Origin of the sequence: Candidatus Pseudothioglobus sp. Uisw_016 (assembly GCF_048087635.1) — a bacterium.
Classification (GTDB): domain Bacteria; phylum Pseudomonadota; class Gammaproteobacteria; order PS1; family Pseudothioglobaceae; genus Pseudothioglobus.
This window is the reverse complement of the sequence record NZ_CP159806.1, coordinates 917,652-940,983: the sequence shown is the minus strand read 5'-3', so window position 1 is coordinate 940,983 and position 23,332 is coordinate 917,652. Positions and strand designations below refer to the sequence as shown.

The following is a 23,332-nucleotide window of genomic DNA, read 5'->3' as shown; positions in this document are numbered from 1 at the left end:
TTTTAAATAAGGGGTCATAATGTTTACTAAAAATTTAATTCTTGCTGCTTCTTTGTCAGCAGTTCTATTCTCAAATTCAGCAAATGCTGTTATTGGGCCAATCAAAATTACTTTAAATCCGACAGAAGTCTCATCTAATTACTTTAATGAATTAGATACTATGGCTCCATTTTCATCTGAAGTTTATACAGTAGACGATATTAAAGCATCAAAATCAAGCAATGTCTATGATTTTTTGACTCAAAATACTTCTTTAACTCTCGCTCCATCAAGTGGAAATAGGTTTTCTCAAAAAATTGCTACTCGAGGCTATGGTTTAACGAATGGCTATCAGAATATCGTTATTACTCTTAATGGTAGACGATTAAATAATATCGATGATAGTAGTCAAGAAATTAATGCTATTAATATTAATAGCATTGAAAAAATTGAAATTACTAAAGGTAGTGGATCTGTTATTTATGGTGATAATGCCATGGCTGGTGTAATTAATATTTATACGATAAGGGGTGCTGAAACTAAAACTTCAACTTCAATGGGTAATTATGGCCTTCAAGACAGGGCAATTTCATTTGGACTATTTGAAGATAATTTTAATCTTAACGCTTCAATTGATAGTTTAGATCATGGTGGTTATGGTTCAGATGATCCTTTAGGAAATAAAGACAAGGGAGACCAGTCTAATGCTAATTTAGGTCTTGGTTACTTGTTTAATAACGGAACTGATATTCAGTTTAATTACTCTAAAAACAGAGTTAATAATAGATATCCAAACTGGGTAACAAAAGCACAATTTGACATCGATCCTGGTAATGATTCTTCGACAAAGGTAAGAACAAATCGTGAAGCGAGCTCATCAACTATAGGTTTTAAATTAACTACTCCAATAAATGATAGCCTAGAAGTGTCTTTTGATGCCTCAAAAATTTCAAAATACAGCCGAAATAGATATAATAGTAGTGGGGTTTATGGAAGTTGGAGTAGAAATGATTATGATTATAGTAGCAATGATTTAATACTAAGCTACAACAATGGCAACCTAAAAATTGATAGTGGAATAAAGTTATTCAAAGGCTCGAGAAGAGGTTCATCTCATACAATGGATAAAGACAACGTAGGGATTTTTTCACAGGCTCAATTGAGTCGAAATAATTCAATTTTTTCAATTGGTGTTCGTAAAGAGACAATAGATTATGATTACAAACCTGTCTCTTCATCTGTTACTCAAAAAACAAAAGAGACAAAAGCAAACGCATTTGATATCGGTTTCAATACAAGGCTGAACCATAATACTACTATTTTTACAAACTATAATCAAGCATTTCAAGCTCCATCAGTTGATAAGTTTTTTTCATATTCTCCAAGTGGATATATATTTAATGGTTTTATGGAAACTCCCAAAAGCAAAACTATTAACGTTGGTTTAAATTATTTGACTGATAATTCAAAGACTAAAGTAACTTTATTTAGATCCAATTTAACTAATGAAATGTATTTTTATAGCCCTGGTTACCCTAATAATAAAAATACAAATTTAGATAAATCTCATAAACAAGGACTAGAACTTCAAAATAAATATAACGTTAACTCTAAATTATCAACAAATATTAACTATGCTTATACAATAGCTAAAGTTGACTCAGAGAATGAAGCTTCAGGTGCATATAATGGCAAGATAAATCCAATGACATCTAAGCATAATATATCTGCTTCTGCTATTTACTCGTTGAGTGATAAGGCTAATATGACGTTAACACAAAAATTTAGAAGTAGTGGCTTTGGAGCTGAAGACTGGTCTAATTCTGCAACTCAAAAACAAATGGCATACAACTCAACAGATTTTAATTTTTCATACACAACTGATAAAGAATTAGAGTTTAATTTTGATGTTAAAAATTTGTTTGATAATTCTTATGGAACGGTCCTTAGAGATGACGTTATATATCCGGCAAGTTTTACAAGAAATATCACTCTATCACTATCACGCAAGTTCTAATTCAATGATATGATTTGTTAACATGAGTGATAATAATTACAAAAAACGCATGCAGCGTAAAAAGGAACACATTGATTCCCGCATCGAAGAGGCAAACATCGATAAAGGAATCATTGTTCTTTTGACTGGAAACGGTAAAGGTAAATCATCCTCAGCGATGGGAATGATTTGCAGAGCTCTTGGTTATGAAATGAAGGTTGCTCTTGTGCGTTTTTTAAAGGGTGAACAGCAAACTGGAGAAGATCTTTTTCTCGTTAGTAACCCCAATGTTGTATCTGCTCATATGGAGACCGGTTTTACTTGGAATACTCAAGACCAAGAACTTGATAAAAAGTTAGCAAATGAAACATGGTTAGAAGCTGAAAAGTTTCTAGCTGATCCAGAAATTAATCTTGTGGTTCTAGATGAAATAACCTACATGATTAATTACAAGTATCTCGATGAGACATCAATCCTTAAGGCTCTTAGTAATAGGCCAGAGGGTCAGCATGTTATTATTACGGGAAGAGCTGCCAGTGAGGGCATTATTGAGGCCTCAGACACAGTAAGTGAAGTTAAAGATGTAAAGCACGCCTTTAGGGCTAATATTAGAGCTCAAAAAGGTATCGATCTATAAAAGACTAACTATTTTCAAGTAAATACTGAATTGCTTGGTATAGATACCCAACCGTTACAACCTTCATTCCTTTTATCGGTTTTTTTGGCGCATTCCCTTTTGGAATAATTGCAACTTCAAAACCCTGCTTTTGAGCTTCTGATAACCTTTCCATTGAGTTATAGACTGGGCGCACCTCTCCAGTAAGGCCAACTTCTCCGAAAGCAATCCATTTACTTGGAATCACTTTATCTCTTAAACTTGAAACGATTGCAAGCATTACAACAAGATCAGAAGCAGTTTCACTAACCTTGATACCACCAACTACATTAATAAAGACATCCTGATCAAATGTTGCTATACCTGAGTGCTTGTGAAGAATTGCCAGTTGGAGTGATAATCTATTTTGATCAAGCCCTACGCTGACTCTTTTTGGAGTTCCATTAGCTTGGTCCACAAGCGCTTGTATCTCAATCAGTAAAGGTCTTGTAGCCTCTCTTGTAACCATTACCATTGAGCCAGAAGAAGGATTTTCTTGGTTCGATAGAAAAATTGAAGATGGGTTGCTAACTTGTTGAAGTCCCTTCTCACCCATTGCAAAGACGCTGATCTCATTTACAGCACCAAACCTATTCTTTACGGCTCTGATTATTCTATAACGACCGCCAGCATCCCCCTCAAAATATAAAACAGCGTCAACCATGTGCTCTAAGATTCTTGGACCTGCAAGTGCCCCACCCTTTGTAACATGACCAATCATCAAAAGTATTGTGTTAGTTTGTTTGGCGTATTGAGTAAGCTGAGCAGCACAGTCTCTTACCTGCGTGACAGAGCCTGGCGCAGAATTTGAAAGGTCGGTAACCATGGTTTGAATGGAGTCAATAACAATAACCTTAGGTCTTGTATCTTTTGAAATCTTTATTATTTTCTCTAGATGGGTTTCACCTATAAAGAGTATATCTTCCTTAATTCCTAGTCTAATAGCCCTATCACTCACCTGCTCAGCTGACTCTTCACCGCTGACATACAAGGTTGTACTTGATGCATTAATAGCTGCTATTGCCTGCAAAATCAATGTTGACTTACCAATACCAGGGTCACCACCAATAAGAACTACAGAACCATCAACCAAGCCGCCGCCAAGCGTGCGATCAAGCTCACTAAGGCCTGTTGAAAGACGATGATTGTTTTGTGATTTAATTTCAGATAGGTTTTGTACCTTAGATGAAGGAAGGTCTTTGAGGCTTTCAGGTTTAGAGGAGGTTGCCTGTGATATTACTACCTCTTCAAGCGTGTTCCATTCTTTACAATCTAGACATTGGCCTGCCCATTGATGATGAGAAGAGCCACATTCTCTGCAAACAAACTCAATTTTAGTTTTTGCCATCCTAGGATTATTTATTCATTAATTTATCAATTTCACTTTTAAAAGCTTCAATATCTTGGAATTGACGATAAACCGAAGCAAATCTTATGTATGCAACTTCATCGAGCGCTCTCAGTTCTTCCATCACCCACTCTCCGAGCATTGATGAAGGAACCTCTCTATCATTTTGGGCCATCAGTTTTCGCTGAATTTTTTGAATTGCAGTTTCAATTTTTGAAATTTCAACGGGCCGTTTTTCAAGAGCTTTTAGTAATCCAGAGCGTAGCTTATCTTCGCTAAATGATTGCCTTGATTCATCACTTTTAATGAGTCTTGGTAAATTTAAATCAACTGTTTCACGAGTAGAGTGTCTTTCCCCACAAGCGATGCATTCCCTTCTTCGGCGGACTTGAGAGCCATCATCAAGTAATCTAGTATCTAGGACCTTGGTGTCATCAGATTGACAAAAAGGACATCTCATAGCAGTTACTTATAAACTGGAAATCTAGAACAAAGCTCTCCAACTTTTGCTCTTACTTCATCGATAACAGATTGATTTTCTAAATCATCACAAATGTCACAAATCCAGTTGGTGATGTCTTTGCACTCAGATTCACCAAAACCTCTTGTTGTTCCCGCAGGAGTTCCAACACGTATTCCACTGGTAACAAAAGGTGACTGGGGATCATTTGGAACGGAGTTCATATTTACTGTAATGTGGGCTTCACCTAGCGCATTATTAACAGCTTTTCCTGTTAGCCCTTGCTCTATAAAGCTTACTAAGAAAACATGATTATCGGTGCCGCCTGAAACAACATCATAGCCTCTTTCAAGGAAAACGCTTGCCATAGCTCTAGCATTAATAACGACTTGTTTTTGATACGCTTTAAAGTCATCACTCATAGCCTCTTTAAAGGCAATCGCTTTAGCTGCAATGATATGCATTAAAGGCCCACCCTGTATTCCTGGGAATATAGCAGAGTTGAGTTTTTTTTCAATTTCTGGATTTGCTCTAGCAACAATTAAGCCGCCACGTGGACCTCTCAAGGTTTTATGAGTCGTTGTAGTGCACACATCAGCAAATTCAATAGGAGAAGGATAGTCACCCGTTGCTACTAAACCTGCAACATGAGCCATATCAACAAGAAGGTAAGCTCCTACCATGTCAGCGATTTCTCTAAAGCGAGCCCAATCAACAATCCTTGAGTATGCTGAAAAGCCAGCAATTACCATTTTTGGTTTATGCTCTAGCGCTAGACGCTCAACTTGGTCGTAATCAATCTCACCAGTGGACTCATCTAGGCCATATTGAATAGCATTAAAATTTTTACCTGAAAAAGAAGGCGCAGCGCCATGCGTTAAGTGACCACCATGCGCTAGACTCATTCCCAATATAGTATCGCCTGGAACTAAAAGCGCTTGAAAGACTGCAGCATTCGCAGTTGAGCCAGAATGTGGCTGCACATTTGCATAGGCAGCTCCAAACAATTCTTTTGCTCTACTTATAGCTAAGGTTTCAGCAACATCGACGTGCTCACAGCCACCGTAATATCGCTTACCAGGATAGCCCTCAGCATATTTATTGGTCATTTGACAGCCCTGTGCAAACATGACATTCGGCGAAGTATAGTTTTCAGATGCGATTAATTCAATGTGCGCTTCCTGTCTTGCATTTTCAGCATTTATTGCATTTGCAATCTCAGGATCAACATCATTTAATGTTAGGTTTTTATCAAACATAATAGCTCCATAAAAGGAATCTTAAAACGTTAATTTTAACCACTTTATTTAGTAATATCCAAACTAAATTATTCTTTTTTTTTAAAAGATTGTAGTATGTTTTTAATACAGTTTTATTATTTGAAATTAAGTTCAATTCTTGAGTAAATCATTGATATTTCTCAGTGGTAAAATTACCTTTTATATTTATTTTTTTAAACAATGAATGTGCTAGTTTTAGGTGCCGGAATTATTGGCACAACTTCAGCTTATTTCCTTGCTAAGCAGGGACATAATGTAACTGTTGTCGACAGGCAAAAGAGTGTGGCTATGGAAACAAGTCATGCTAATGCAGGTCAGCTATCGTATGCATTTTCATCACCTTGGGCAACACCAAGCTTACCACTGAGTTTGATTAAGTGGACTCTTGGCGGAACATCACCATTGGTTGTTAATCCAAACGTTAGCCTTGAAACGATTAAGTTTATGTATCGGACGTATAAAAATTGCAACCCTAATAGCTATGAAATTAATAAAAGCCGTATGCTTAGAATTGCAAACTATTCTCAAAAAACTTTAATCGATTTAGAGAGTAAATTTGATATTAATTATGAGCACAGAAAACAAGGATCACTTCAGTTATTTTGGAGTCCTAAGGATCTTGAAAAAGCAAAACAAGATATGGCAATCCTAAAGAAATTTAATATTCAATATGAAGTGCTTGATGCCCAAGGCTGCGTAGAGGCTGAGCCTGGACTTCAATATATTAGAAATAAACTTTATGGTGGCCTTCGATTCATCAATGATTACACAGGAAACTGTTATTTATTTACCAGTGAATTGTATAAAAAATGTCTAGAGATGGGCGTTAAATTTGAATTTGATTCCCATATTGAATCTTTTAGTGTTGATAACAATAAAGTTTCTTCAGTTAAGACAAATCATGGCGAACTAACTGCAGATAATTATGTAGTTTCGCTTGGCAGTCACTCACCCAAAATTCTCTCCAGTGTGGGTATTGATATTCCTATTTATCCAGTTAAAGGTTACTCCATTACCCTTCCAGTATTAAATGATCTAGATGCTCCTCAGTCAACGATAATGGATGATAAGAATAAAGTTGGTATTACCAGACTTGGAAATACTATAAGAGTTGCTGGAATTGCTCATTTGACAGACCATAATTCAAGTCTCAGAGAAAAGTCACTTCATTCTTTAAAAAAAGGCCTCAATAATCTTTTTCCTCATGCGGCAAAAGAAACTAATGATATTAACTTTTGGACAGGCTTTAGGCCTAGCACTCCTGACTCAACTCCTATAATTGGTGCAACGCCTTACTCAAACTTATATTTAAATACCGGTCATGGAACTCTAGGATGGACAATGTCTCTAGGCTCTGGCAAACTATTAGCAAATATAGTTTCGGGTAATGAGCCTGAAATATCATTAGAAGGAATTGACATGAGTCGCTATAAGTACTCTAATAAGACGAATTTAAATTATGGCTAGAAAGTGCACTGCAGTTATAAATCTTAGCGCAATTAAACAAAACTATCTTTACGCTAAATCCTTATCTGCTAACTCCTATGCAATTGCAGTTGTTAAGGCTAACGCCTATGGTCATGGCGCTGTTAAGGTTGCAAAATATCTAGAAGATTGTGCTGATTTTTTTGGCGTTGCGTGTATTGAAGAGGCTATTGAGTTAAGGGCTTCTGGATTAAGCAAAACCCCAGTCTTGCTTATGGAAGGTATCTTTGAGTTATCGGAGCTTACCTTAGCAATTAAAAATAACCTAACAATAACAGTATGCAGCCCACTTCAACTTGAGTGGATTCTTAAGGCCACAATAAATAAAAAGATTGATGTTTTTATTAAGCACGACTCTGGAATGGGAAGGCTTGGCTTTCAAGATGCTCAATTTAAGGAGGCTATTACCTCTCTAGAAAAAAGTAATAACATTAATAAGATAACCCTGATGACACATTTTTCTAGTGCTGACAACCTAAAGAGTAAGTCGACTTCAGAGCAAGTTATTGGTTTTGAAAATGCTAGTGGTAATCATAATTATTCATTATCTTTAGCTAACTCGGCTGCTATTTTAGCCTGGGAATCAACTCATAAAGATTACACGCGCCCAGGTATTATGCTTTATGGCTCCTCTCCATTTAAAGATACATTACATCAAAAAAAGTTAGCTCCTGTGATGACTCTATCTTCTTCACTGATCTCTGTAAAAAGCTTTAAAGCAGGCCAATCAATTGGCTATGGTGAGCGTTTTATTTGCAAGAAAGATACGCTGATAGGCGTTGTGGCTATTGGCTATGCAGATGGCTATCCCCGAAGCGCTAAAGATGGAACTCCTGTGTTTATCAATGGCTTGAGATGCTCAGTAGCAGGAAGAGTTTCGATGGACATGATGACCATTGATTTAAGTAATGCTTTAAATCCTCAAGTTGGCGACCGAGTTGAACTCTTTGGTGAAAATATTCCTGTAGATGAGCTTGCAGAATTCTGCAATACCATTTCTTATGAAATATTTAGTAAAATTACCAATAGAGTTTATAAAACTTACGTCCAATAATTTTTTAATACTAATATAATGCATTCAATTCATTATTGTATTTCTTAAAAAACCATGCTTTCACTTAACCAAATCAACGCATTTAATAAAGATGGATATGTAGTTGTAGAAGATTTTATTAATCAAGAGCAAAGAGAGCTTTTAATGAAGCGCGCTGAAAAACTTATTGATGATTTTCAGCCACCCTCTTCACATTCAGTGTTTACAACTGATGAACAGGAAAGAACGAGTGATGAATATTTTTTAAGCTCTGGAGATCAAATTCGATTTTTTTTTGAAGAAAAGGCAATCGATGACAATGGAAACTTTACCGTTCCCAAACAAAAATCTATTAATAAGATAGGCCATGCGCAGCATGAATTAGACCCTGTCTATAAAAAAGTAATCAATGAGCTTAATTTGCCAGAAATTGGCCTACAACTTGGAATCAAAAAACCCAGAAAGCTACAATCCATGCACATCTTTAAGCAGCCTAGTATTGGTGGGGAGGTTGGACTTCATCAAGATTCAACATTCTTATACACAAGCCCAATGAGCTGTATCGGTTTTTGGGTAGCCCTTGAGGATGCAAATAAAGAAAATGGCTGTTTACAAGCAATTACTGGAGGACACTCAATTCCACTTAAAAAACGCTTTAAATTGTCTTCTGGAGGAGGTACTGAGTTTGAAATTTTAGATGATAGTCCTTTTCCTGATAACGAGTTAGACATGCTTGAGGTTAAGGCTGGTACTCTAATTATCTTGCATGGTCAGCTTCCTCATTATAGTGCTGCAAATACATCAGAGCGATCTCGACAAGCGTTTAGCCTACATTTAGTGGATCAAGATTGCCACTATGCAAGAGATAACTGGCTACAGTCTGAATTTTAAATTTAACGTCTAGACAAAACTTATGAATGATAGAAAAATAATTGATGTTCACAATGTTGAATTTATGCCATTTGATCGTTACGGCTCTTCCGTTCCAAAAATGAGTTGGCATATCATCAGTTATGACCAAGTATCAGGGCAAGGAAGCTATGTCTTAAAAATGGACCCAGGCGCACAAACTGTCCCGCATACGCATATGGGCTTTGAGGAGTTCTTCATAGTGGAAGGTGAGCTAATTGACTCAGACGGAACAGTCTTTAATAAAGGTGAATTTGTTTCTTTTAAGCCTGGTAGTCAGCACTCTTCTTATTCTGAAAAAGGCGCCTTAATTATTGTTTTTCAAAGAGGTTTAAATATACCTTTGAAGGAGAAGTAAATGCCAGTTAAAATTAGGAAAACGCTATTACACGTTGAAAAAACTCTTATTGAAGGTAACAAAAAAGCAGACAAACCGCTTACTTTAATAGCAGCGATTGCTGTTATAAAAAATCCTTGGGTTGACCTGCAAAATGCCAGTAAATTTACACAAGACCTCAAGCCAGGAATACTAAATGTTGCGCCAGAGCTTGGTGAAATATTAACCGCCATGATTATTAAGGAAGCTGGCTCAGGAGATAAAGTAGAGGGATATGGAAAATCAGCCATAGTAGGACTTAAGGGTGAAATTGAGCATGCTTCTGCCATTATCCATACACTTCGATTTGGCAATTACTATCGTGAAGCTGTTGGAGCTCAATCTTACTTGTCATTTTGTAATACAAGGGGCGGTGCAAATGCGCCAATCATGATTCCTTTAATGGATAAAAATGATGCCGGGCGGCGCTCTCATTACTTGACAATTCAGCTCGCTATACCTGACGCTCCGGCAGATGATGAGTTGGTCATCGCGCTAGGCGCTTCAATCGGCGGTAGACCGCATCATAGAATAGGTGACCGATATCAAGATTTGAAAGACTTAGGTCATGACGAAGACAACCCTGCAAACGTATAGCCAAGAATTTATTAGCTTTCTGAATCTGATTGAGATTCTATAGCTTCCTCTGCAATCACTTCCATTGCAACCATACTTGGTCTTTGCGCCATAACTTGGAAGTCTGATTGATCCGACTCGTCAACATCTTCATTAATAAACATCATAACAAACACTGTTACCCCGATTACCAAGTGAACTAGGCTTAAGAACAATAAGAAGCCAATGCTATCAAATAAATTCAGGAAATAACTCATCGTGAAGGGTCCTAATGCCGCAAAGACACTAAAAACAAAAACAATTGTTCCACTAGCACTAACCATTTGACTTGGCTTTAAGCGGTCATTAGTTTGAGCAACACCAAGTGAATAGAGTGGTAATGTGCTTGCACCAATCAATCCATTTAAAACTAAAAAAGTAGTTTTAGAAAAATCAAACATTACAAGAAGTGCACAAACCCCTATAACTATTGAGCAGCAAAGTAGAATTACCTTTCTTCGATCAATCTTGTCAGATAACCAGCCAAGTGGCCACTGTGATAAGGCGCCAAAACCAATAAAAAGAGTCATAAAAAGTGCGGTCTCAGAAATGCTTAAACCCGACTGAATTGCGTAAATTGTTCCAACACCAAAGAAGCCTGCAGAAGCGAGCCCAGAGATACCAATCGTTGCAACCCCTGAAGGTGAGGCTTTCCATAATGCCTTAAAACCTAAGGGTTCCTGCATCTCAACTTCAGGAGCCTTTATTTCAGTTAACAGGATTGGGATTAGGGAGACTGAAAGCAAGATAGAGGCAAGTAGAAATAAATTTACACCTGCTGGGCTATCAATCACAAATAAGCCCTGACCCATTGCAAGGCCACCCCAAACAACCATCATATGAATTGAAAATAGTTGCCCACGATTTTCATTAGAAGAAATTGAGTTGAGCCATCCCTCAACAATTATCATGATTCCAGCAACACAAAAACCTGACAAAAACCGAGCAACAAACCAGACGGGTGGCTCAATAAATAATAACTGTATTAGAATTGCAGTTGAGGCGATTGAAGCAAAAGCAGCATAAGTTCGAATTTGGCCAGTCTTTTTGATTTGACCAGGAGATATCAAAGAGCTTGCAAAAGCGCCCAAAAAATAACCCGACATTACTAGGCCAGTTGTAAGAACAGAAAAACCTTCATAATCTGCCCTCCAGCTACTTAAAGTTCCCTGTAAGCCATTTCCCAAGCTAATAAATAATATTCCTAGGAATAATGGCCATATAGCGCGCATAACGATAGTCAACATAACAATTTCAGTTCCATTAGAGTATAAAAAAATCATTGATAAAAAAGAAACAGTTTATCATGACACTTTTTTTATAAAAAAATGGATTTTAATGTATTTTTGCAGAGTGTTTTCACAATTATGGTAAAAAGTTTAAATGATTGATATCTCTGAAAAAATATGGACTATCTATATTCTTGAATGCGGCGACAAAACACTCTATTGCGGAATTACAAATAATATAGAAAATCGTCTTAAACAGCACAATGGTGAAATTAAAGGTGGCGCTAAATACACCAGATCAAGACAGCCATTAGAACTAGTCTATCAAGAGAATGCTATATCAAGAAGTGAGGCTTTAAAAAGAGAAATTGTAATTAAAAAAATGACAAGGAAAACTAAAACAGCTTTAATTCATTTAAATAAATCAAACTAAAGCTATTCTTGCAATATAGACAGATCGTTTAAGACCATTTGTGAGTGCGTTTTAGGATCTACTGATAAGTAAATTTTAGATAGTAACCCTTCAGGATTAATAATAAAGGTATTTCGCTTTGCGCTCTTAAAGCCAATAAAGCTATTAAGAGAGTCATAAGATTTTGCAACTATGCCTTCTTCATCTGAGAGCAGTGAAAAAGGTAAATTATTTTTGTCAGAAAAGCGTTTATGAGATTCGACACTATCAAGACTTACACCAAATACAACAGACTTACTTGCAATAATCCTTTTAACCGCATCTCTAAAGTCACATGCCTGAGTGGTGCAGCCAGGCGTGTCATCTTTAGGATAAAAATAAAGAATTACCCATTTACCCTTATAGTCCGTCAATTGATGACTTTGACTATTCTGATCATCAAGAATAAAGTTTGGCGCTTTATCGCCTAATTCCAACGATGCATAAGACGTGGAATAAAATGCTAATAAAAAAGATACAAGAAAAACTTTTTTGATAGATTTTATGAACATTATGAAATAGCCTTTGAATTTAGGTTGATTTTAATTAAAAAAAATAGATTTATTTATTTTTCTTAGAGTTACTTATAGCGCTTTGATACCATTTCATTGCTTTTAAAAATTGCTTTTCATTGATATTATTCCTCTTACAATAAGATTTAGCAATATTTGCTAAGGATGGTTTTAAAGATAGTTGCTTCTGCATTTGATTCATAGTTAATCCAAGAAAAATGCCTTAGTTGACTGATAAGGAGTGACCTGTCAACTAAAGCGGGTACCTCTTATGCCAAACGGAGAGAGAATGACAAAAGTTTTGAGGTTCTTTAAAAAACTTAAAATTCGTAAATATTGCCTTTAGCTATTAGAGACTTGCATAATGCTTATGTATAATCCATTTACAAATGAAGAGATTATTAGCATTATGTTTAGTTGCAATTTAAAGGGGTTGTAATTGCAACGGCTCTAATAAACTAAAAACAATATGCATATAATAATCACTGCGTCAAACTTTCAAATGTTTAATCAATGGAGTTTTGATGAAGACTTTATGAAGTTTCTTTCAATTTTTTTGTTTTAAACTACAATAACTTTTTTTTATTAGAAATTATTATCTTAAATGCAAACCATCTTAATAGTTGAGGACGATAAAACAATTGCTGAGAGTATTGCTTTCATCCTCGAGCAAGACTCTTTTAATTGCAAGTGGTTTGACAATGGTCAAGACGCACTTGAGTATTTAAACAATAACGAAGTTGACCTAATTCTTCTTGACGTTGGTTTACCTGATATGAGTGGGTTTGACGTCCTTAGAAAGGTCCGTGAAAAATACAGCTTACCTGTTATTATTATTTCAGCAAGAGATGATGAGTCGGATCAGGTTCTTGGTCTTGAAGGTCTTGGAGCTAACGCTTACGTAACAAAACCATTAAGCCCAAGACTCGTTGTTGCTCATGTTCGTGCTCAGCTAAGAACTGGAAAAGCAAATACTACTTCTGGAAGCTCAAAGTTTGGTATTAATCATGCTATGCAAAGAGTGGTTTTTAATGAGATTGAGCTAACGCTTACTCCTGCAGAATTTAAAATTTTATCTCACCTTGTTAAAAACCCGAACAGAGTTCACTCCAGAGAGTTTTTAATGAGCATTATTTGGGACAGGCCCCATGGCTCTGACATTAAAACTATTAATACTCATATTAAGTCTATTCGCAAGAGGCTTCATGAGGTTGACGAAAACAGCGATTTTATTGAAACCCATAGAGGAATTGGATATAGCCTAATTGAATGAGACACTTTAAGCTCAACATTGGTACCAAACTCTTTCTTCTCTACTTCATTATAAGTTCAACTTTACTTTGGGTATTTGCTCACAGAACCGCCCTTGAATCAGCAAAATCAGTCATGGTTGAGGTTTCAAGTCTAATGAGCAGAGTAGCCTCTCAAAACAACAAAGATGGTGAAATTGATTTAGAAACCTTTGAAAGCTTGATTGTTAACTATTTACGCTCTCAAAGAAACACAATAGATCCCAACAGTAATCAAAAACTTGAAAACCTTGCAATTTATGTTACTGACAAGGATGGCCTCCTTGTATTAGATTCTAGAGGACTTATACTCGGCAAGGACATGAGAGCTCATAATGAAGTTGATTCAGCCCTAAGTGGCGTTCAAGACATCACCAGAGTTGCTGTCAAGAATGTTCCTGGGCCCAAAAAAGCTAGAGGAGTTGTCGTTGAATACCTTTACCAGTCAAGGTTTCTTAACGCTTCAAATCCAATTTATGGAAACAACGGTGAAATCTTAGGTGCGGTAGTTGTTGTAGCACCATTAATGGATTTATTAGATCAAAACTATCTCTTACAATTTATCTTTTATATTTTTCTAATTTCATTAATTTTTGGTGCGTTAGGTAGTTACAGGATCTCCAGAAATATCAGGCGCATAGAAAAATATACCACCAGTCTTTTTAGTGGCGAAGATGTGGCTGCTCCTGACCTTAATAATCAATTCAATAAACTTGCAAAAACTATTGAAAATGCACGGGCTGAGGTTGAGCTTAAGGACGATGTTGAGCAGTATATTGACACCCTTGCGCACGAATTAAGAACGCCTATAACAGGAATTCAGCTTACTGCTGAAAACCTACTCAGTCCCATGAGTGACGAGCAAAGAAAAAGGTTTATTGAGAACATACTGGATTCAAATAAGCATATGGATCTTCTGGTTAATAGATTGCTCGATCTATCAAGAATTGAAAGACGGGAAACGCTTAAGGCCATTGAGCCACTGAACATTTTGCAGATTGTTAATAACGTTTTAAAGGCGCCTAGCCGCTCAAAAAATATCTCAGATAAAGATTTAAATATAGTTCTTGAGATCAACAATAAATCTCTAATTAAGGCTGAAAAAATATTACTAGAGCAAGCTATTGGAAATATTGTAAATAACGCTTTAGACTTTAGTCCAAAATCAGGAACAATTACCATTAAGGCCTCTGAAACTAATGCTGCAATTTCAATTATCGTTCTTGATGATGGACCAGGAATACCTCCACACGTTCTCAGCAAGTTGTTTACCCGGTTTTTCTCTGTCTCTAGGCCAGATACAGGGGTTCGAGGAAACGGCTTAGGACTTCGATTTGTTCGAAAGATAATGCAGCTTCATGGAGGCGAGGTAACCCTTCAGAACCGCTTTATTCAGCAAGGAGCTGAAGCAAAACTAAGGTTTCCTACTAATATTAAGTAGCCTAGCTTAAAGGCTTAGGCTTTCTGCTTGGTTTTTTACTCCAAAATACGCGTTTTTTTGCCTTATTTGGTTTCTCTCTCTCATCTTTTTGGCCATCACTATTTTTAGCAGCACTGCCCTGAGAATCATTTTTGTTTCTACTTCTATTACGATTTCTATTTCTATTTCTTCCTTGGGGCTTTTGATCGTTTAGTTTTTTTGATTTTTTGGACCTTACTGGAAGCAGTTCGCGCGACTTTGGAAGATCATGCTTTGGCACAAAATCATCAATTAACTCGCGTTCTAGTTCTTTTTGGATGAGGCGCTCAATATCAAATAATTGTTTGGCTTCGTCTGCACTGACCAAAGAAATTGCTTCGCCGCCTCTTCCCGCCCTTCCAGTTCGGCCAATTCTATGAACATAGTCCTCTGGGACGCTCGGTAAGTCAAAATTAATCACGTGCGGGAGTTGGTCAATATCAATTCCGCGCGCTGCAATATCAGTAGCCACAAGGACTCTCACTTTTCCAGCTTTAAAGTCAGCTAATGCACGAGTTCTTGCGCCCTGACTTTTATTTCCATGAATTGCAGTTGCACTAATGTTTTTCTTTTCTAAGTTAGTAGCAATTCTATTAGCGCCATGCTTGGTTCTACTAAATACGAGAACTTGTTGCCACTCTCCCTTGTTAATTAAATGGGTTAAAAGTGCAGTTTTGCTAGACTTATCTACTGGACAAATCCAGTGCTTTATTGCCTCAACTGTAGAGTTCCTGGGCGTAACTGAAATCTCAGCTGGTTCATGGACAAGACCCTTTGCAAGCCTGCGAATGTCTTCAGAAAAAGTTGCTGAAAACATTAATGTTTGACGTTTTTTTGGTAATAATTTAATAATTCTTTTAATGTCATGAATAAACCCCATGTCAAGCATACGATCAGCTTCATCCAAAACCAATATCTCTAATTCATTAAAATTGACAGCATTTTGAGAATGAAGGTCGAGTAGCCTTCCAGGAGTTGCAACTAATATGTCAATCCCCTTACGAAGCTTTTGCATTTGAGGGCCAATACCAACGCCTCCAAAAACGACTGTTGAGCTCAACGGCAAGTTCTGACCATAAGTTTTAACACTTTCAAGGATTTGTGCAGCAAGCTCTCGGGTTGGCGTTAATATAAGAGTGCGAGTGTGATTTGATGATGGCCTTTTACCATCTGAAAGGATTTGTAATATTGGCAGCGTAAAACCTGCAGTCTTTCCTGTACCAGTTTGAGCAGCAGCCATTAAGTCTTTTCCCTCTAAAACAATAGGGATAGATTTTTCCTGAATTGGCGTAGCATCCGAGTAGCCTTGCGCTTCAATAGCATCAAGAAGTTGTGGTAATAGTCCTAGCGTTGAAAAACTCATCTGGTAGCATCAAAAAAAATATGGGTGTATTTTACGGGCTTAGTTGAGCCATAACTTGTAATCTCAAATATGAATGGAAATGGTGAGCAAAAAAGAAGACTATGTTTTACATTGAACCTTATGCTATTTAGTTATAATAAAATTGTATTTTCTTGCTCTAGACAAAGGTAATTTATATGGTATTATTCGCGAGTTTTGTAACGAAATTTAATCAACTATGAAAATAATTATTCCTATCAAGCGAGTCCTTGATCCCTATACGCAAGCCCGAGTTAACAAGCAAACTGAGCAAGTTGATCTTACCAATGCAAAGATGGCTATGAATCCTTTTTGTGAGATTGCAGTTGAAGAGGCCTTAACTCTTAAAGAAAGTGGCGCTGCAACCGAAACTATTGCGGTTAGTATTGGCACTGATAAAACTGTAGATACTCTTAGAACAGCTCTTGCAATGGGCGTTGATCGTGCAATCTTTATTAAAACTGAATCTGAACTTGATTTACAGCCGTTACATGTTGGTAAAATTTTGGCTAACATTATTAAGCGTGAAGAAGCCGAACTCATCATAATGGGCAAGCAAGCAGTTGATAATGATAATAACCAAACGGGTCAAATCCTATCAGGCCTTTTGGACTATTCTTTGGGTACTTTTATATCGCAATTCGACCTTAGCTCTGATGCCAGTAGTGTTGAAGTTAGTCGTGAAATAGATTCAGGAATTGAAACTAGAAAGCTTAATCTCCCAGCAATTGTAACGGTAGACTTAAGGCTAAATGAGCCTAGATATGCTTCACTCCCTAATATTATGAAGGCCAGATCCAAGCCCCTTGAGACAATCGAGCTAGATAGCCTCGGGATTGATACATCCCCGCGCATTAAAGTTATCAGTGTTGTGGAGTCAGGAACTAAAGATAGGGCCTCCAAGCAGATCAGTTCTGCTGAAGAGTTATTTTCAGAATTAAATCAAATGGGAGTTCTGTAATGTCAGCACTTATATTAATTGAACTCAACGGATCAGAAGTAAATGCATCTAGCAGAGCGGCTATTACTGCAGCCTCACAGCTTTCGGATAGCATTGACGCGCTGGTTCTAACGAACGACGCGTCAAACTCAGCATCTGTATCCAAGTTAGCTGGAATCAACTCAGTCAAAATGATTGTTGATGATGCGCTTGAGAATGCCAATGTAGAGGTAGCGAGCAAGCTAATTGCAGACGCAATGAGCGGTTATAAATACCTCGTTTCAGGCTCTTCAACTTACAGTAAAAATATTTTACCGCGCGTTGGTGCCCTTCTAGATGTTCAGCCAATATCAGACGTGTGTGAAATTAAGTCAAACAATACATTTGTGAGGCCCTTATATGCTGGAAACATTATGGCAACAGTAGAGTCTTCAGATGATACAATTATCATGACAGTTAGAGCAACTGCGTTTGAACATTCAGGCGACGGAGGTTCTGCTGAAGTTGAAGTATTGTCATCAACAATACCCGAGTCAAACTCAACCTTTATTTCACTCCAAGAATCTCAATCTGAACGCCCTGAGTTAACAACAGCAGCAAGAATTGTCTCTGGTGGTCGCGGACTTGGATCCAAAGAGAATTTTGCTCTGATTGAGCAATTAGCAGATAAACTTGATGCAGCAGTTGGCGCTTCAAGAGCTGCCGTAGATGCAGGCTTTATCTCTAACGATTATCAAGTTGGTCAAACTGGAAAAGTAGTTGCGCCTCAGCTATACTTAGCTGTAGGAATATCTGGCGCAATTCAACATCTTGCCGGCATGAAGGACTCACAGGTCATCGTTGTTATTAATAATGATCCTGATGCACCTATGTCTAGAATGGCAGATTTGGTATGGCAGACAGATCTATTTGGCGCTTTAAAAGAATTAAACGAATATCAAGTCTAGGAAGCTAGTTAATGGAAAGAGAGTCAATTGAATATGATGTAGTTGTTGTTGGTGGGGGTCCATCTGGACTAGCATCTGCTTGCAAACTCAAACAACTCAATCCTAATCTGTCGGTATGCCTACTTGAAAAAGGCGCCGAAATCGGCTCACACATTCTTTCTGGAGCAGTATTCGAGCCTAAAACCCTCTTTGATTTATTTCCTGAAGATGCTAAGGACTGCCCAACACTTAAGACCCCTGTAGCCAAAGACGATCTATACTGGCTTACTAGCAATAACAAAAGTATAAAAATACCTTCTTGGTTAATGCCAAAAAGCCTTCACAACAAAGGAAATTACATAATATCACTTGGCGAGCTATGTCAATGGATCTCTGAGAAAGCAATGGAGCTTGGCGTTGATATCTTTCCAGGCTTTCCTGCCCAAAAGTACCTTACTGATGAAAGTGGAAGAGTTATTGGTATTGCAACGGGTGATATGGGAATTGACAAAGAGGGAAATCAAAAAGGCACCTATACTCCTGGAATGGACATACTTGCTAAGCAGACAATTTTTGCAGAAGGCGCAAGAGGCCACCTAGGTAAGAAGTTGATAAAAGAGTTTAATCTTGACGAGGGAAAAACTCCTCAACACTTTGCTATAGGCTTCAAAGAAGTATGGGAAGTTGATAATGATAAGCATAGTCCCGGTGATGTTGTACATAGTATGGGATGGCCTCTTAAAGGTGGAACGTCCGGTGGTGGATTCCTTTATCACTTTGACAACAACAGAATCGCCGTTGGCTTAATTGTTGATCTCAATTATAGTAATCCAAGTCATAGCCCTTTTCAAGAATTCCAGCAATTTAAACAGCATCCATCCATTAAGCAATATCTTGAATCTGGCAAACGAGTTTCTTATGGTGCACGAGCAATCACCAAAGGCGGCATTAACTCTCTTGTAAAAATGGAGTTTGATGGAGGCATGATTGTTGGCTGTGATGCTGGAACTTTGAACCCTAGTAAGATTAAAGGTAGTCACTGTGCACTCCAATCTGGAATATTGGCCGCTGAGTATATTAATAAAGTGCTTTCAGAAGAAAACTGTGATTTTGATGACTTATTTAAAAGTAGTGCCCTTTACAAAGAGCTCTATGAGTCTAGAAATTTTAGTGCCGCTATGCACAAATTTGGTTTTTATCTTGGTGCAGCTTATAACTTTATTGAATCAAATATTTTTCGAAACAAACTTCCGTTCACTATTAAAGACGAGAATAGGGATTGCGATTCATTAACCCTTAGCAAGTCTTCGCCTATAAAAGAATACCCCGCTCCAGATAACGTTTTGAGTTTTGATATTACCTCCTCTTTATTCTTGTCTGGAACGAATCATGAGGAAGATCAGCCTGTTCATTTAAAGTTAACAGATGCATCAATCCCCTTAGCTCACAATAAAAAACTCTATGATGAGCCAGCTCAGAGGTATTGCCCCGCGGGAGTCTATGAAATAATTGAAAAAGATGGTGAAGATTATTTCCAAATTAATGCGCAAAACTGCCTTCACTGCAAGACCTGCGACATTAAAGATCCTTCACAAAATATTAACTGGGTGCCTCCTGAAGGCGGCGGTGGGCCAAATTATATTGGAATGTAAGTTTAACTACATTGATTTGCAGTAATTACCACAGTATTAACTATCTCATCCACGCTACAACCCCTAGATAAGTCATTAACTGGTTTTGCCAGCCCCTGAAGAACTGGGCCAATTGCTTTGGCTCCTGAAAATCTCTGAACCAGCTTATAACCAATGTTTGCAGCATCAAGGTTTGGAAAAATTAAGACATTTGCAGGTGGCGTGAATGAAGCCTCAGGATATTTAATTTTTAAGACCTCATTATCTAGAGCAGCATCAAGCTGAATGTTGCCTATTATTTGAGCATCTACAAGCCTAGACTTTAGAATATTGGTTGCATCTCTTACTTTATCAACCTCCGAGTGATTGGCACTTTGATTTGTTGAAAATGAAAGCATAGCCAACTTAGGCTCTTCCTCTAAAAACAATTTTGCCGTTTCATAGGCGCTTTGGGCTATTTCCACAAGCTCTTCAGAGTTGGGATTAATATTCATTGCACAATCTGAAAAAATCATATTTTCACCATACATTTTGTGATTCTGATCAAACGCCATCAGAAATAAACTCGATACTAGTTTACTGCTTTTAGAAACGCCAATAATTCGAAGTGCATTACTAAGAACCTCTTGGCTTGGAGTGATAGCGCCCATGACAACGCCATCAACATCGCCTCTATGAAGGGCAATCATTGAAAAAACAGTTGGGTTTGATATCATTTCAAGAGCAATCTCTAAAGTAATACCCTTGTGCTTTCTAATCTCAAACAAGGTTTGGGCATACTTGGCCTTCAAATCTTCGTTTTCACGGTTAATTGTTTCCATACCCAGAGAATGGTCTGAATTTATGTCAAAAAGCACAATTTGAGCAATTTTTTGACTCGAAAGAATTTGAGCCGCCTCTAAGACTCTAGAGTCACTAGATTCGGGTAATAAGATTCGTGGAAATTTCGCTTTAGCCTTGTTGGTTAGATCTTCTAATAACGCCATTATTCTGTCTTAATAAAGTTCATCATAGTTTACCCGAAAATTTTTTAATTCTAAATAGACTGACATCTTCATGCACACACTTAACACATATATATGAGTATACTTAGAGCATACAGTTTAGAATAAAAGCTACATGGATCAAAAGCTTTACCAAAACGTTATAGATTATATAAACGCCAAAATAACAAGTGAAGAGCTTATGGTTGGCGATTTTATTCCATCAGAATCTCAACTATCAAAACAATTAAATGTTAGTGTTGGAACTGTTAGAAAGGCAATTGATAAACTAGAGAATAGCAATATTTTGCGTCGTTACCATGGAAAAGGAACTTGCGTACAGTCCAAGTTAGTTGCTAATAAAAATGATTACAAGAAAGAGCGTACAGATCTTGCAGCAGCTTTTCGCTGGGCTGCAAGGCTAAATATGCATGAAGCCGTTGCAAATCATTTTAGTTTAGCAGTTTCAGATGATGGCTCTAAATTTCTTTTAAACCCAATTGGAATGCACTTCTCACAGATCTGTGCAAGCGACCTTATTCTTGTTGATTCAAATGATGAATCTACAATGTCTAAGCCTAATGCTCCAGACCCAACTGCTTGGGCAATTCACGGCGCTTTGCATAGAAATAATCCTCAAGCAAGGTGTATTCTTCATGTCCATCCTAAGTACGCAACAATTTTATCCTGCTTAGAGGATAAAACTATGAAGCCGATTGATCAAAATACAATGCGCTTTTATGAAAAAGTATCAATAGATTATGAATATAGCGGTATGGGTCTTGGCGAAGAAGCAGAGAGATTAAGTACCATATTAGGTGATAACTCGGTAATGTTAATGGGTAACCATGGCGTTCTAACTGCTGCAAAAACAGTTGCCAAAGCATTTGATGACCTTTTTTATTTTGAGAGGTCCTGTGAAACGCTCATTGGCGCTTACCAAACAGGCAAAGCATTGCACCAAGTATCACACAAGATTGCCACAAAAACTGCCGCGCAATGGCAAAAATATGACGCATCAGATATGCATTTTGGTGCTTTAAAAAGAATTTTAGATAAGGAAGAAGCAGACTATAAAAATTAGATTTGCTCAGTAGTATTATTTTTTTTTGATAAGGAGCTCCAATGCCAAGTAACAATATCTCATTAGACGTCGATTACGTCAAAGCGCAATTCCCAGCTTTTAGTGACCCTAAAAGTTCGAAATGGTCATTCTTTGAAAATGCGGGAGGAAGCTATGTTCCAACTAACGTTATAGAGCACTTAAACCATTTTATGACATCTACCAAAGTACAGCCCTATGCTGAATTTGATACATCTGCTATTGCAGGTGACAATATGGACCAGGCCACCAAGCTTTTTGCCGAGATGATCAATGCAAAAACTGATGAAATAATTATAGGCGGTTCAACGACAATGAATATGTATGTCCTTTCTAACGCAATGAGAAGCCTCCTTAAGCCAGGTGATGAGGTCATCGTTACAAACCAAGACCATGAGGCAAACGTTGGCGCATGGCGAAGACTAGCAGAGCATGGAATGATTATTAAAGAATGGCAAATCAATCCAGAAACAGCTGAACTTAACATTGATGATTTAAAAGCCCTCTTATCAGAGAAAACTAGAATAGTAGCTGTTACCCATTGCTCTAACATTGTTGGCTCAATAAATGATCTTAAGTCGATTGCAAAATTGGTTCATGAGTATGATGCTTATATTGTTGGTGATGGCGTATCTTATGCGCCGCATGGCTTTCCAGATGTAAAAGACTTAGATGTGGATTTTTACGCATTTAGTCTCTACAAGACGTTTGGCCCACATCTTGGTCTTCTTTATGGAAAAAAAGACATTCTAAATAAGCTACCTAATCAAAATCACGAATTTCTTGAAGGAGATGTTCCATACACACTTAATCCAGGCGGGCCAAACCATGAAGAATTGTCATGTTTAATTGGCGTTTATGAGTACTTCAATAACTTATATGAGCATCACTTCCCTGGCCAAGATGCTTCAACTAGAGGAAAAATTGAAGCTGTTAATGATCTGATTGCTAAGCATGAGATGGAAATAGCAAACCCGTTGCTGGATTATATCAATACTCGAGATGACATCAATCTTATAGGAAAAACCAAAATAAGTAACAAAGACAGAGCGCCTACAATTGCCTTCACTATGAATAATAAATCCTCCAAAGAATTAAGTAGCGATCTGGTTAAGCAAGGCATAGCTACTCGAAATGATAACTTTTATGCATGGCGCTGTTTAAAGGCACTTGGGATTAATGTTGATGATGGTGTTGTTAGGACTAGTATGGTTCACTACAACACCCATGAGGATGTTAACAACCTGATTAACGCTTTAAAAACCATTTAAAATAAGCCATTAGCCTTTTTTT

General features: G+C 37.3%; 23 protein-coding genes and 1 pseudogene. 16 read left to right on the top strand and 8 right to left on the bottom strand.

Features of this window, described 5'->3' with window-relative positions; genetic code table 11:
• Nucleotides 1-19 precede the first annotated feature (19 nt).
• Entirely contained in the window at nucleotides 20-1,996 is a 1,977-nt protein-coding gene (locus tag ABXT69_RS04720; RefSeq protein WP_416677026.1) for a TonB-dependent receptor, read from the top strand.
• Nucleotides 1,997-2,018: 22 nt separating this feature from the next.
• A complete protein-coding gene (gene cobO, locus ABXT69_RS04715; protein ID WP_416677025.1) occupies nucleotides 2,019-2,612 on the top strand; it encodes a cob(I)yrinic acid a,c-diamide adenosyltransferase in 594 nt (197 codons plus the stop codon).
• A gap of 4 nt (nucleotides 2,613-2,616) precedes the next feature.
• Here the strand turns inward: cobO and radA are convergent, their stop codons facing one another.
• The 3 genes from radA to glyA are packed head-to-tail and all read right to left on the bottom strand — an operon-like array spanning nucleotide 2,617 to nucleotide 5,697.
• Nucleotides 2,617-3,978, bottom strand: a complete 1,362-nt coding sequence (gene radA, locus ABXT69_RS04710) for a DNA repair protein RadA (RefSeq protein ID WP_416677024.1) — start codon at nucleotides 3,976-3,978, stop codon at nucleotides 2,617-2,619.
• A gap of 7 nt (nucleotides 3,979-3,985) precedes the next feature.
• The gene (gene nrdR / locus ABXT69_RS04705) at nucleotides 3,986-4,438 is read right to left on the bottom strand and encodes a transcriptional regulator NrdR (protein WP_271558716.1); all 453 of its coding nucleotides are present in this window, start codon (nucleotides 4,436-4,438) and stop codon (nucleotides 3,986-3,988) included.
• 5 nt (nucleotides 4,439-4,443) lie between these two features.
• Nucleotides 4,444-5,697: a serine hydroxymethyltransferase gene (glyA, locus tag ABXT69_RS04700; RefSeq protein ID WP_271537794.1), complete on the bottom strand. Its 1,254-nt coding sequence runs from the start codon at nucleotides 5,695-5,697 to the stop codon at nucleotides 4,444-4,446.
• A gap of 201 nt (nucleotides 5,698-5,898) precedes the next feature.
• On the opposite strand from glyA, the gene ABXT69_RS04695 reads away from it, so the two are divergent.
• Genes ABXT69_RS04695 through ABXT69_RS04675 form a run of 5 tightly spaced genes read left to right on the top strand, consistent with a single transcriptional unit; the run spans nucleotide 5,899 to nucleotide 10,118 of the window.
• Nucleotides 5,899-7,185 (top strand): D-amino acid dehydrogenase, encoded by a 1,287-nt coding sequence (locus tag ABXT69_RS04695; protein WP_416677023.1) that lies wholly within the window; start codon nucleotides 5,899-5,901, stop codon nucleotides 7,183-7,185.
• A complete protein-coding gene (alr, locus tag ABXT69_RS04690) occupies nucleotides 7,178-8,257 on the top strand; it encodes an alanine racemase (protein WP_416677022.1) in 1,080 nt (359 codons plus the stop codon). The genes ABXT69_RS04695 and alr overlap by 8 nt, the downstream gene beginning before the upstream one ends.
• 54 nt (nucleotides 8,258-8,311) lie before the next feature.
• Entirely contained in the window at nucleotides 8,312-9,127 is an 816-nt protein-coding gene (locus ABXT69_RS04685) for a phytanoyl-CoA dioxygenase family protein (RefSeq protein WP_416677021.1), read from the top strand.
• Between the two features lie 22 nt (nucleotides 9,128-9,149).
• A complete protein-coding gene (locus ABXT69_RS04680) occupies nucleotides 9,150-9,503 on the top strand; it encodes a cupin domain-containing protein (RefSeq protein WP_416677020.1) in 354 nt (117 codons plus the stop codon).
• Nucleotides 9,504-10,118 carry an amino acid synthesis family protein gene (locus tag ABXT69_RS04675; RefSeq protein WP_416677019.1) on the top strand — a complete coding sequence of 205 codons (615 nt, stop codon included), beginning with the start codon at nucleotides 9,504-9,506 and terminating at the stop codon, nucleotides 10,116-10,118.
• Nucleotides 10,119-10,129: 11 nt separating this feature from the next.
• On the opposite strand, the gene ABXT69_RS04670 is transcribed toward ABXT69_RS04675, so the two are convergent.
• A complete protein-coding gene (locus ABXT69_RS04670; RefSeq protein ID WP_416677018.1) occupies nucleotides 10,130-11,419 on the bottom strand; it encodes an MFS transporter in 1,290 nt (429 codons plus the stop codon).
• 100 nt (nucleotides 11,420-11,519) lie between these two features.
• On the opposite strand from ABXT69_RS04670, the gene ABXT69_RS04665 reads away from it, so the two are divergent.
• Nucleotides 11,520-11,798, top strand: a complete 279-nt coding sequence (locus tag ABXT69_RS04665) for a GIY-YIG nuclease family protein (protein ID WP_416677017.1) — start codon at nucleotides 11,520-11,522, stop codon at nucleotides 11,796-11,798.
• Between the two features lie 2 nt (nucleotides 11,799-11,800).
• On the opposite strand, the gene ABXT69_RS04660 is transcribed toward ABXT69_RS04665, so the two are convergent.
• Together ABXT69_RS04660 and ABXT69_RS04655 are read right to left on the bottom strand one after the other, a co-directional pair.
• Nucleotides 11,801-12,328 carry a peroxiredoxin gene (locus ABXT69_RS04660; protein ID WP_416677016.1) on the bottom strand — a complete coding sequence of 176 codons (528 nt, stop codon included), beginning with the start codon at nucleotides 12,326-12,328 and terminating at the stop codon, nucleotides 11,801-11,803.
• A gap of 49 nt (nucleotides 12,329-12,377) precedes the next feature.
• Entirely contained in the window at nucleotides 12,378-12,530 is a 153-nt protein-coding gene (locus ABXT69_RS04655; protein ID WP_271541460.1) for a hypothetical protein, read from the bottom strand.
• Nucleotides 12,531-12,932: 402 nt separating this feature from the next.
• On the opposite strand from ABXT69_RS04655, the gene ABXT69_RS04650 reads away from it, so the two are divergent.
• Together ABXT69_RS04650 and ABXT69_RS04645 are read left to right on the top strand one after the other, a co-directional pair.
• Nucleotides 12,933-13,601 (top strand): response regulator, encoded by a 669-nt coding sequence (locus tag ABXT69_RS04650; RefSeq protein WP_416677015.1) that lies wholly within the window; start codon nucleotides 12,933-12,935, stop codon nucleotides 13,599-13,601.
• On the top strand, nucleotides 13,598-15,058 hold the full coding sequence (locus tag ABXT69_RS04645; RefSeq protein WP_416677014.1) for an ATP-binding protein: 1,461 nt from the start codon (nucleotides 13,598-13,600) through the stop codon (nucleotides 15,056-15,058). The genes ABXT69_RS04650 and ABXT69_RS04645 overlap by 4 nt, the downstream gene beginning before the upstream one ends.
• 1 nt (nucleotide 15,059) lies before the next feature.
• On the opposite strand, the gene ABXT69_RS04640 is transcribed toward ABXT69_RS04645, so the two are convergent.
• Nucleotides 15,060-16,439, bottom strand: a complete 1,380-nt coding sequence (locus ABXT69_RS04640; RefSeq protein WP_416677013.1) for a DEAD/DEAH box helicase — start codon at nucleotides 16,437-16,439, stop codon at nucleotides 15,060-15,062.
• Between the two features lie 217 nt (nucleotides 16,440-16,656).
• On the opposite strand from ABXT69_RS04640, the gene ABXT69_RS04635 reads away from it, so the two are divergent.
• The 3 genes from ABXT69_RS04635 to ABXT69_RS04625 are packed head-to-tail and all read left to right on the top strand — an operon-like array spanning nucleotide 16,657 to nucleotide 19,975.
• Nucleotides 16,657-17,418, top strand: coding sequence for an electron transfer flavoprotein subunit beta/FixA family protein (locus tag ABXT69_RS04635; RefSeq protein ID WP_416650648.1), 762 nt, complete (start codon nucleotides 16,657-16,659; stop codon nucleotides 17,416-17,418).
• Nucleotides 17,418-18,344, top strand: a complete 927-nt coding sequence (locus ABXT69_RS04630; RefSeq protein ID WP_416677012.1) for an electron transfer flavoprotein subunit alpha/FixB family protein — start codon at nucleotides 17,418-17,420, stop codon at nucleotides 18,342-18,344. Before ABXT69_RS04635 ends, ABXT69_RS04630 begins: the two co-directional genes overlap by 1 nt.
• Before the next feature lie 11 nt (nucleotides 18,345-18,355).
• On the top strand, nucleotides 18,356-19,975 hold the full coding sequence (locus ABXT69_RS04625; protein ID WP_416677011.1) for an electron transfer flavoprotein-ubiquinone oxidoreductase: 1,620 nt from the start codon (nucleotides 18,356-18,358) through the stop codon (nucleotides 19,973-19,975).
• Nucleotides 19,976-19,977: 2 nt separating this feature from the next.
• On the opposite strand, the gene pta is transcribed toward ABXT69_RS04625, so the two are convergent.
• Nucleotides 19,978-20,940: a phosphate acetyltransferase gene (gene pta, locus ABXT69_RS04620; RefSeq protein ID WP_416677010.1), complete on the bottom strand. Its 963-nt coding sequence runs from the start codon at nucleotides 20,938-20,940 to the stop codon at nucleotides 19,978-19,980.
• 133 nt (nucleotides 20,941-21,073) lie between these two features.
• Between pta and ABXT69_RS04615 the strand changes: the two are divergent.
• The 3 genes and pseudogenes from ABXT69_RS04615 to ABXT69_RS04605 all read left to right on the top strand — a co-directional run.
• Nucleotides 21,074-21,265: pseudogene (locus ABXT69_RS04615) on the top strand (GntR family transcriptional regulator); the annotation flags it as partial.
• Nucleotides 21,245-22,021, top strand: coding sequence for a class II aldolase and adducin N-terminal domain-containing protein (locus ABXT69_RS04610; protein ID WP_416679554.1), 777 nt, complete (start codon nucleotides 21,245-21,247; stop codon nucleotides 22,019-22,021). The pseudogene ABXT69_RS04615 and the gene ABXT69_RS04610, both read left to right, overlap by 21 nt.
• 41 nt (nucleotides 22,022-22,062) lie before the next feature.
• Nucleotides 22,063-23,310 (top strand): aminotransferase class V-fold PLP-dependent enzyme, encoded by a 1,248-nt coding sequence (locus ABXT69_RS04605; protein WP_416677009.1) that lies wholly within the window; start codon nucleotides 22,063-22,065, stop codon nucleotides 23,308-23,310.
• The last annotated feature ends 22 nt before the right edge of the window (nucleotides 23,311-23,332 follow it).